This window comes from Cupriavidus basilensis (genome assembly GCF_029335485.1).
Lineage (GTDB): Bacteria > Pseudomonadota > Gammaproteobacteria > Burkholderiales > Burkholderiaceae > Cupriavidus > Cupriavidus basilensis_E.
Window position 1 is genome coordinate 1 of the sequence record NZ_JARJLM010000194.1, and the last position, 9,985, is coordinate 9,985.

9 protein-coding genes are annotated in these 9,985 nt (G+C 64.5%); 7 read left to right on the plus strand and 2 right to left on the minus strand.

Features of this window, described 5'->3' with window-relative positions:
• The first annotated feature begins 294 nt into the window (after window positions 1-294).
• The 5 genes from queE to P3W85_RS11430 all read left to right on the plus strand — a co-directional run bounded on the left by queE (window position 295) and on the right by P3W85_RS11430 (window position 4,955).
• Window positions 295-942 (plus strand): 7-carboxy-7-deazaguanine synthase, encoded by a 648-nt coding sequence (gene queE / locus P3W85_RS11410; protein ID WP_276264871.1) that lies wholly within the window; start codon window positions 295-297, stop codon window positions 940-942.
• Window positions 943-967: 25 nt separating this feature from the next.
• Window positions 968-1,444 (plus strand): 6-carboxytetrahydropterin synthase QueD, encoded by a 477-nt coding sequence (queD, locus tag P3W85_RS11415; RefSeq protein ID WP_017228512.1) that lies wholly within the window; start codon window positions 968-970, stop codon window positions 1,442-1,444.
• A 27-nt stretch (window positions 1,445-1,471) separates the two neighbouring features.
• On the plus strand, window positions 1,472-2,134 hold the full coding sequence (gene tadA, locus P3W85_RS11420) for a tRNA adenosine(34) deaminase TadA (protein WP_276264872.1): 663 nt from the start codon (window positions 1,472-1,474) through the stop codon (window positions 2,132-2,134).
• Complete coding sequence (gene ldcA / locus P3W85_RS11425; protein WP_276264873.1) at window positions 2,131-3,105, plus strand: muramoyltetrapeptide carboxypeptidase; 975 nt, start codon at window positions 2,131-2,133, stop codon at window positions 3,103-3,105. Before tadA ends, ldcA begins: the two co-directional genes overlap by 4 nt.
• A gap of 239 nt (window positions 3,106-3,344) precedes the next feature.
• Window positions 3,345-4,955, plus strand: coding sequence for an ABC-F family ATPase (locus tag P3W85_RS11430; RefSeq protein ID WP_035806471.1), 1,611 nt, complete (start codon window positions 3,345-3,347; stop codon window positions 4,953-4,955).
• Window positions 4,956-5,262: 307 nt separating this feature from the next.
• Here the strand turns inward: P3W85_RS11430 and P3W85_RS11435 are convergent, their stop codons facing one another.
• Entirely contained in the window at window positions 5,263-6,108 is an 846-nt protein-coding gene (locus P3W85_RS11435; protein WP_276264874.1) for a hypothetical protein, read from the minus strand.
• Between the two features lie 427 nt (window positions 6,109-6,535).
• Here P3W85_RS11435 and P3W85_RS11440 point away from each other — a divergent pair, with 427 nt between their 5' ends.
• Window positions 6,536-7,435, plus strand: a complete 900-nt coding sequence (locus P3W85_RS11440) for a LysR family transcriptional regulator (protein ID WP_276264875.1) — start codon at window positions 6,536-6,538, stop codon at window positions 7,433-7,435.
• 267 nt (window positions 7,436-7,702) lie between these two features.
• Here P3W85_RS11440 and P3W85_RS11445 read toward each other — a convergent pair whose 3' ends face one another.
• Window positions 7,703-8,296: a hypothetical protein gene (locus tag P3W85_RS11445; protein ID WP_276264876.1), complete on the minus strand. Its 594-nt coding sequence runs from the start codon at window positions 8,294-8,296 to the stop codon at window positions 7,703-7,705.
• Window positions 8,297-8,500: 204 nt separating this feature from the next.
• Between P3W85_RS11445 and P3W85_RS11450 the strand changes: the two genes are divergently transcribed.
• Window positions 8,501-9,934, plus strand: a complete 1,434-nt coding sequence (locus P3W85_RS11450; protein ID WP_017224555.1) for an aldehyde dehydrogenase family protein — start codon at window positions 8,501-8,503, stop codon at window positions 9,932-9,934.
• Window positions 9,935-9,985: the final 51 nt, after the last annotated feature.

Sequence of the window (9,985 nt, forward strand, 5' to 3'; positions counted from 1 at the left end):
CCGCATCGCCAGTTTCCTGGATTTCGCGAGCGAGCGGCTGCGCCAGGCAGGGTGGGCGGAGAACCAGGCCAGGCGGTGGGGCGGGCCGATGTCTGGAGCCGATTGCGCTCCTGTGCGAAAATAGCGGGTTAGCCGCAGTTTTTAGCCATCAGCCGCCAGTTGTCCATCCGGCATTCGCCGCGCGCCGGCCGGGACCCACCCCCGCCGGGGCGTCATGCCGGCGCGCTTCGCACGATGACTGGCCGTATTATTACTGCATTACCCACAGCATCACCTATCGCTTTACCAGCCAGCATGACTTACGCCGTCAAGGAAATCTTCTACACACTGCAGGGCGAAGGCGCCAACGCGGGCCGTGCCGCAGTGTTCTGCCGCTTCTCCGGTTGCAATCTCTGGAGCGGCCGGGAGGAAGACCGTGCCAGCGCGGTCTGCCAGTTCTGCGACACCGATTTTGTCGGCACCGACGGCACCGAGGGCGGCAAGTACCGCACCGCCGAGGCCCTTGCCGACATGGTGGCGGCCCAGTGGCCGCAAGACGTGGAGGGCAGCGGCGCGGGGCGGCCGCTGGTGGTCTGTACCGGCGGCGAGCCGCTGCTGCAGCTCGACGCGCCGCTGATCGCGGCACTGCACGCGCGCGGCTTCGAGATCGCCATCGAGACCAACGGCACGCTGCCAGTGCCCGAGGGCATCGACTGGGTTTGCGTGAGCCCCAAGATGGGCGCCGAACTGGTGGTCACGCACGGCGACGAGCTCAAGGTGGTGATCCCGCAGGATGGCCAGGATTTCGCCGCATACGAGCGCCTTGATTTCCGTCATTTCCTCGTGCAGGCCATGGATGGCCCGCTGGCACGGCAAAATACCGCCCTGGCGGTGGCGTTCTGCCAGCGCCGCCCGCGCTGGCGCCTCTCGCTGCAAACCCACAAGATGCTAGGCATCCGGTAAATCGCTCCGGCACTCATCGGCACCCATGAACAAGCAAGTTTCCATTACCCGCCGGCTGGAGTTCGACTCCGGCCACCGTATCCCCAACCATGGCGGCCAGTGCCGCAATATCCATGGCCATCGCTATCGCCTGGACCTGACGTTGTCAGGCGAGGTGCTGCATCGCGCAGGCGCCTCGGATGAAGGCATGATCCTGGACTTCAGCGATATCAAGGCGCTCGCCACCGAGCACCTGGTCTCCAAGTGGGACCACGCCTTCCTGATCCATCGCGGCGATACCGCGCTGCTGAATTTCCTGCAGACCATGGAAGGGCACAAGACGGTCGTGCTGGACGCCATTCCCACCGTCGAGAACCTGGCGCAGATCGCCTTCGACATGCTTGCCCCGGTATTCAAGGATTGCTTCGGCCACCAGTTGCAGCTGACGCGGCTGGTGCTGTTCGAGACCCCGAACTGCTGGGCCGAGGTCAGCGCCGCCTTTACCCTGCCCGCGCAGGACTGAGGCGGCTCCGAGCGCATGCCAGCCGAGATGAGCGAACCCATCCTGCCGCAGCCGGCCGACGCCAGCCCCGATCCCGCCCTGCAGCGCGACCGCCGCTATATGCAGGCCGCGCTGGACGAAGCGCGCAAGGCCGAGGCAGCCGGCGAAGTGCCGGTGGGCGCGGTGGTGGTGTGGAACGACCAGATCATCGCACGCGGGCATAACCTGCCGATCCGCTCGGTCGATCCCTCCGCCCACGCCGAAATGCAGGCGCTGCGCGCCGCCGCGCTGGTGATCGGCAACTACCGCATGCCGGAGTGCGAGCTGTATGTGACGCTGGAGCCGTGCGTGATGTGCAGCGGCGCCATCCTGCACGCGCGCATCCGGCATGTGGTGTTTGGCGCCACCGACCCCAAGACCGGCGCTGCCGGCAGCGTGCTCAACCTGTTCGAGCAGGCCCAGCTCAACCACCAGACCACGATCACCGGCGGCGTGCTGGCCGACGACTGCTCGCGCATGCTGAAGGATTTCTTCGGTGCCAGGCGCCGTGCCCAGAAGGCCGCCCAGAAGGCGGCGCAGGAAGCCGCGGGCGCCGTCGCCGGCAACGACACGCAGGATGCCGTGCCCGGCTGCGCCCACTGCAGCCCGGCCGCCACCGCCGCCGCTGTAAATTCCACCAACTCCGACCCAAGCCGAAGCCCCGACGCATGAGCCAGCCCACGACGATGCACACGCCGCCCACCGAAGTCCGCCTGATCGCGTCTTCGGGCTATCCGCACGATGTGGCCATCGCCGCGCGTGGCTGCGCCTGGCTCAAGGGGCATGGTTTCCACGTCGGCAATCCGGATGTGCTGGCGCGCCGCTACCTGCGCTTCGGCGGCAGCGATGCCGAGCGCCTGGCCGACCTGCACGCCATCGGCACCGGCGCGGCGCACGAGCTGACGCTGGCGGTGCGGGGCGGCTACGGCATCGCGCGGCTGCTGGAACGGGTGGACTTCGCCCGCATCGCCGAGCAGGCGCGGGCCAGCCAGACCCCGATCGTCGGCCACAGCGATTTCACGGCTTTCCAGCTGGCCTACCTGGCGGCCACCGGCGGCGTGACCTTTGCCGGCCCGATGCTGCTGGCCGACTTCGGCGCGGAGGTGGTGGAACCCTTCATGTGGCAGCACTTCAACGGCGTGCTGCGCGATCCGGCCTATGCCATCGAGGTGGCGGCGCCGCAGGCCGGCGGCCAGCCGTTCAGCGGTAGCGTGTCCGGCACGCTGTGGGGTGGCAATATGGCGATGCTGTGCAGCCTGCTGGGCACGCCGTTCATGCCGGCCATCGAAGGCGGCATCCTGTTCCTCGAGGATGTCAACGAGCCACCGTACCGGGTGGAGCGCATGCTGCTGCAGCTGGACCAGGCCGGCGTCCTGGGCGCGCAGCGCGCCATCCTGCTGGGCGATTTTTCCAACTATCGCGTGACCGACTACGACAACGGCTACGACCTGCCAGCCGTGGTGGCCTACCTGCAGGAACGCCTGCCGGTGCCGGTGCTCACCGGCCTGCCATTCGGCCACTGCCCGCAGAAACTGACCCTGCCTGTAGGTGGGCAGGCGCAGTTGCGCGCACGTGCGGATGGTTTCTCGCTGTCGCTGTCGGGCTATCCGGTGTTGAAAGCGGCGGCATCCGCCCACATCTAAGCCGTACCGCTTCGTAACTTCGCCCGCGGATGGTAAAATCGCGGGCTGATTCCCGAATTTCCTGCCCGGGCCCCCGCGCCAACGCACAGCCAGGTCGCCATGCCTGGCTTTATGCCGCCCACGCCGCCAGGCGCCCGGCATATTGCTAGGCGATCCGCTCTTGCCCTGCAAATTGGCTGGCGGCAGCCCGAGGCAAGCGCGCTAGTCCCGCGCCTCATCATTCATACAAGGTCCCAGACGTGCTTTCTACCGCAAACATCACCATGCAGTTCGGCCCCAAGCCGTTGTTCGAGAATATCTCGGTCAAGTTCGGCGAGGGCAACCGCTACGGCTTGATCGGCGCGAACGGCTGCGGCAAGTCCACCTTCATGAAGATCCTCGGCGGGGATCTCGAGCAATCCGCTGGCAACGTCATGCTGGAGCCGGGCGTGCGCCTGGGCAAGCTGCGCCAGGACCAGTTCGCCTATGAAGACATGCGCGTGCTGGACGTGGTCATGATGGGGCACACCGAGATGTGGGCCGCCGCCGCCGAGCGCGACGCCATCTACGCCAACCCGGAAGCCACCGACGAAGACTACATGAAGGCTGCCGAGCTCGAGGCCAAGTACGCCGAGTACGACGGCTACACGGCCGAGGCGCGTGCCGGCGAACTGCTGCTGGGCGTGGGCATCCCCACCGACCAGCACCAGGGCACCATGAGCAACGTGGCGCCGGGCTGGAAGCTGCGCGTGCTGCTGGCGCAGGCGCTCTTCTCGAACCCGGACGTGCTGCTGCTGGACGAGCCGACCAACAACCTCGACATCAACACCATCCGCTGGCTGGAACAAGTGCTCAACGAGCGCAATTCCACCATGATCATCATTTCCCACGATCGCCACTTCCTGAACTCCGTGTGCACCCACATGGCCGACATGGACTACGGCACGCTCAAGGTCTACCCGGGCAACTACGACGACTACATGGAAGCCTCCATGCAGGCGCGCGAGCGCCAGCTGGCGGCGAATACCCGCGCCAAGGAGCGCATCGGCGAGCTGCAGGACTTCGTGCGCCGCTTCTCGGCCAACAAGTCCAAGGCGCGCCAGGCCACCTCGCGCCTGAAGCAGATCGACAAGATCAAGGTCGAGGACATCAAGCCGTCGTCGCGCCAGAACCCGTTCATCCGCTTCGAGTTCGACAAGAAGCTGCACAACCTGGCGGTGGAAGCGGAAGGCATCACCAAGACCTACGACCGCAAGATCGTCAACAACCTGTCGATGGCGATTCAGGCCGGCGAGCGCGTGGCCATCATCGGCGAGAACGGCGCCGGCAAGACCACCTTGCTGCGCAGCCTGCTGGGCAACGGCATCAAGGGCGGCGTCGAGGTCGATCGCGGCACCATCAAGTGGGCCGAGAACGCCAATGTCGGCTATATGCCGCAGGATACGTTCGAAGAATTCCCCGTCGACCGCGACCTGATCGACTGGATGAGCCAGTGGACCCAGGCTGGCGACGACGATCAGTCGCTGCGCGGCACCATGGGCCGCCTGCTGTTCTCCGCCGACGATATCAAGAAGTCGGTCAAGGTGCTGTCCGGCGGCGAGAAGGGCCGCATGATCTGGGGCAAGCTGATGCTGGGCCGGCACAATGTGCTGGCGCTCGACGAGCCGACCAACCACATGGACATGGAATCGATCGAGTCGCTGCAGATCGCGCTCGACAAGTTCACCGGCACGCTGATCTTCGTCTCGCACGACCGCGTGTTCGTCAGCGGCCTGGCCACGCGCGTGATCGAAGTGCGCAACGATGGCACGCTGACGGACTACCTGGGTACGTATGATGAGTACCTGGAGTCGCAGGGGATCGACGGCTAAGCGGTCACTTCTCCGCAAACAAATGGGGCTGCCTTCGGGTGGCCCTTTTTGCTTCTTTGTGCAGCTCGCTGAAGAACCTGCAGTACCGACCGGCGGGGGCACCTGAATTCGACGACATCGGCGTTCTGATTGCAGCCCCCGCGCCCGTTCGAACTCATCTCGTTGCCGGTGCGGTGAAATTAGCGCTTACGCTTCAAGAAGTACCTTGGATCCAGCCGTCCTTCACTGCGAAGGCGATCCAGGGCGACCGCGGCGCGATCGCGCGTACTCGCGGCCCACGCAGCCTTCAGTGCGAGACGGAGCGGGATCAGCCAGCGGCCGTGGCGGCGCTGCCTATGACGAGCCCATACGCGGTATTGCTGCCCCAGTCCGCCACCACGGCCCTGCGCCGATCCGCGGAGATGGCTAGGCCCACAGGGCTTCGGAATCCATTGGCGACCACGCGGGTACGGCCATCGGCATGGACTTGCTTGACCTCGGACCCGCCGTAATCCACTACGTAGACCGATTCGGCATCCGCGATTGCGATACCCGGCCCCGGAGACGAGAACTCTCGCGAGACGGTACGCGCGCGGCCGTCAGACGCAGCGTACGATACGCCTCCGCTGATATTCGAAATGAAGTAGCCACCGTCCGGCATCTGGACGGCGCCGACCGGCGTTTGCAGCTCACCTTCCACGGCCACCGAGAGTTTGCCTGCCGGGTCGGCGGCAAGGATCTGATTGGTTCGTCGGTTGGCGATCAACAAGCGCCCCTGGTTGTCGAATGAAAGGCCGGCTGGTGTTGCCAACCCGCGTGCGAATACCTCGGGCTTACCGGAATCCTTGATCCGCCAAACCAAATCCGAGCTGTACGAGGCAACGAATAGGTCACCGTTTGCGGCAATCGCCAGACCAGAAGGACCACTCAATCCAGAGGCAAGCGTCGTGACCTGGCCGCTCTTTTCGACCCGGATGATAGTTCCAGCGCTCCAGTTGGCCACCAGCAAGCGCTCCTCGGAATCCAATGCCATGCCTACCGGCGAGGACAACCCGGAGGCAACAGTGCGCTCGCGTTGCCAGAGCATCCCTTTGGCGGCCGATGCGCCGCGCGCCAGCGGAGACAGGAAAGGGCTCGTTGCGAGAAAGAGCAGAAGAGTTCGACGCTTCATCATGGCATTGCTCCTGACGACTTCACAGTCGCCGTATGATCCCGCCCGGGAGGGGCTTGGGGTGTAACGTGAATGCACCGCCATCCAGGGGTTGGCAAAAGAAAATGCAATGCCTGCCGGTGAGCCGGAGATTCGCCTACACCTGAAGCGCTGGTGGGTGCGCAGAGGTTCTGCAGAACCGTAACTACTTGCTCATTCGCCCGTGCTGCAAGCACTTCCTCGGCAGATAGCATCGCGTTGAGCGTCACGGGGACGGCAACATGAACATGGTTTCCACTATCCGCTCGCGCGTGCCACCGACACTGGCTGGCGATGCGTATGGACGTTGCATTGTTGTCCACGCTTCAACCGTAATGATTCTCAAATACCTTGGCTATTTCTTTCTTCGCTGATACCTTTGGGGACTCGCGGTGGGGATAGGGAGATGGACATGAGCAATTCGCTCAAGCTGAGGCAGTTGGAGTACTTCATCGCGGTGGCGGAAGAACTGAGTTTCCGCAGCGCGGCGAAGCGGCTGTTCATCACTCAGCCGCCTTTAAGCCGCCAGATCAAGCTGCTAGAAGAGAACCTAGGGGTACAACTGTTCGTTCGGGGCGGGCAAAGCACGCGGCTCACCGAAGCCGGGGAACGCTTTCTTGAGAAGGCGCGGACGCTGGTGCATGACTCGGAGCAATTGGCGAAACAGTTCGCTGCGGATTCTCCGGAAGTCCGCATGGAGTTGAACCTCGGCATCACTACCGTGATCGATGCAAGCCTTTTCAGTTGGATCGAGGACGCGTTCGCGGCACAATTTCCGTCCATTCGTTTGCACGTGAAGCGGCAGATCACTGCGCGATCGGTCCACGACCTGAGTCGAGGGAACCTGGATGTGGCGGTGATAGGACTGCCGTCGCGCACCGAGGGCTTGACCGTCGAGCATCTGCTGGACGAGCCGATGGTCGCGTGCATTCCATCGGATCATTCCGAGTCGACTCGGCGGAAGCTTTCTCTCCTTGACCTGGAACATGACCGGCTGTTTTGGTTCGACAGAAAGCTCAACCCGGCCTATCACGATCACTGCGAGCGAATATTCGCAAGCAAGGGATTCCACCCGGAGCGTATGGCGGAGCCCGACGACTATCACGTCATGCTGAGTTTGATCGCTGGCGGACAAGGTATTGCGCTGGTTCCGCACTCACTGCAATCCATGACGCGGAAGGGAATCGTCTACAAGGAGTTGCTGGAAGGACAGCAGCTTCGCATCCGCGTAGGCATCGCGTATCGCCTGGCAGAGGACAGGGAAGCCGTCACCAGCTTGATTGGAATCCTCAAAGCTCGCCCTGGCGTCTAGCGGGTCAGCGAGGGCGCATGGCAGATGCCCGTTACCATTTCAACTACGCCCGCAATGAGCATAAGGCGAAGCGAGGCGTCTTCTGGTGGTGTGTACCGCTGAATCATCCGCACCACGCGGCTCGTTGCCTCGTGTCGCAACTCGTGGAAGTGGAGATCTTCACGTCCGGCGCATTCAGCCGCTCCAGCAAGCGCCGGTCGAGCCAACGAGAAGGGCTGCCATGTGCGGCCCTTCTCGTTTTTGTATCCGGCCACGGCTCGCGTCCACTCAGGCCGATGCATGCCAGCCGTCACGCACCAGCCTGTCAAGCTGGCCGATGATGGCGCCGGCGGTGATCTCGCCTTTGGCCTTGTGCAAGGCCGTGTAAAGCGGGTCGCGCAGCGCCGCCAGCTCGGTCGGACTGCCGGCTTTTTCCACCTTGACCTGCAGCAGGTAGCCGCGCAGGCCCAGGTGATGGCCGATGACGTCCGTGTAGAAGTGATAGAGCTGCTGGTAAGTGCCGCGGACTTGCCCACCGGCGGACGAAGGCAGGTCTTGCGCAGGCGCTACGGCGGCGTCGGCCTTGCCGTCGCCGGTGCTGCGAACATTGGCCTGCGCAGGGTTTGCGGGGCTGGAGTCCGATCCGGCAGGCGGCCGGGCCGGGTCCGTTTGCTCTGCCGCGCGAATCAGGCCAGCTTCCAGCAGAGCTTCAATGGCCTCGGCGCCTACCCCCATGCCGCCGGTCTGGGCCAGCAGTTCGCTGCGCCGGCGTTCGCCATTGACGATCAGCAGCAAGGCGCGCAACTTGTGGTCCAGCTTGCGCGCGCGCGTGCGGATTTCGTCCTGGCCTCGCTCGGTCTTATGAAAAACCGGGTCAGTCATGTCTCGCTCCGTTGTTATGGGCCGGGCAGTACCGTGCGGTATGCCGCACTGGGCTCAAGGCGACTCGCTGGCCGATTATCGCCACGTTGTTAGGCGAGCTTGCTCGCCGCAAAAAACCGAGGCGCCAATCCGCTCTACAATGTGGTGCACCATAAAAGTAACAAAATTTGCACCCGCCTATTCACCCAACTGAAAACTGTGGCCATGCAACAACGAGACAAGCTCTTTATCAACGGTAAGTGGGTTGCCCCGCACGGCACCGGACTGATCGACGTGATCCATTCGACGACCGAAGCGGTCATGGGTCGCATTCCCGAGGGCCATGCGCGCGATGCCGAGGATGCCATCCAGGCGGCCCGTGCCGCTTTCGACAGCTGGTCGGCGACGCCGCCCAGCGTGCGCGCGGGCTATATCCGCAAGATCGCCGAGGGCCTCAAGGAGCGCAGCGAAGAGCTGGCGCAACTGATCGCCGGCGAAGTCGGCATGCCGATCAAGCTCGCCCGCGCCATCCAGGTGGGCGGCCCGGTCTATAACTGGGCGCAGGCCGCCAAGCTGCTCGAGACCTTTCCCTTCGAGGAAGAGGTCGGCAATTCCCTGGTGCTGCGCGAGCCGGTAGGCGTGGTGGCGGCCATCACGCCGTGGAACTACCCGCTCAACCAGATCACGCTGAAAGTGGCACCGGCGCTTGCCGCGGGCTGCACCGTGGTGCTCAAGCCGTCCGAAGTGGCGCCGCTCAATGCCTTCGTGCTGGCCGAGGTGATCGAAGCCGCCGGGCTGCCGCCGGGCGTGTTCAACCTGGTCACCGGCTACGGCCCGGTGGTGGGCGAGGTACTGGCCAGCCATCCTGAAGTCGATATGGTGTCGTTCACGGGTTCCACGCGGGCGGGCAAGCGCGTGTCGGAGCTGGGCGCGCAGAGCGTCAAGCGCGTGGCGCTGGAACTGGGCGGCAAGTCCGCCTCGGTGATCCTGGACGATGCGGACCTGGCAGCGGCGGTCAAGGGCACCATCGGCGCCTGCTTCCTGAATTCAGGCCAGACCTGCTCGGCGCACACCCGCATGCTGGTGCCGCGCGCGCGTTACGACGAGGTCAAGGCCATCGCCAGGAAGGTGGCCGACAGCTTCACCGTCGGCGACCCGTTGCAGGAAACCAGCCGCCTCGGCCCGCTGATCTCCGCCGCGCAGAAGGATCGCGTGACCGGCTACATCCAGCGCGGCATCAACGAGGGCGCCGAACTGGTGGCTGGCGGACCGGAGGCCCCCGAAGGGCTGGACAAGGGCTTCTTCGTCAAGCCGACGGTGCTGGGCAACGTCGATCCCAGGGCCACGGTGGCGCAGGAAGAGATCTTCGGCCCGGTGCTGTCGATCATCTGCTACGACACCGAGGAAGATGCCGTGCGCATCGCCAACGACAGCATCTACGGGCTGGGTGGCGGTGTGTGGTCCGGCGACGAAGCCCGCGCCATCCGCGTGGCGCGGCGTATCCGCACCGGCCAGGTCGATATCAACGGCGGGCCGTTCAATATGCAGGCGCCGTTTGGCGGCTACAAGCAGTCCGGCAACGGACGCGAAGCCGGCAAGTACGGGCTGGAGGAATTCCTCGAGTACAAGGCCTTGCAATTGAAGAAGCCGGCCGCCTGAGGCCGGTAGCCGCTCCCGTACCATGAACGATGCCCGGCTGGTCCGGGCATT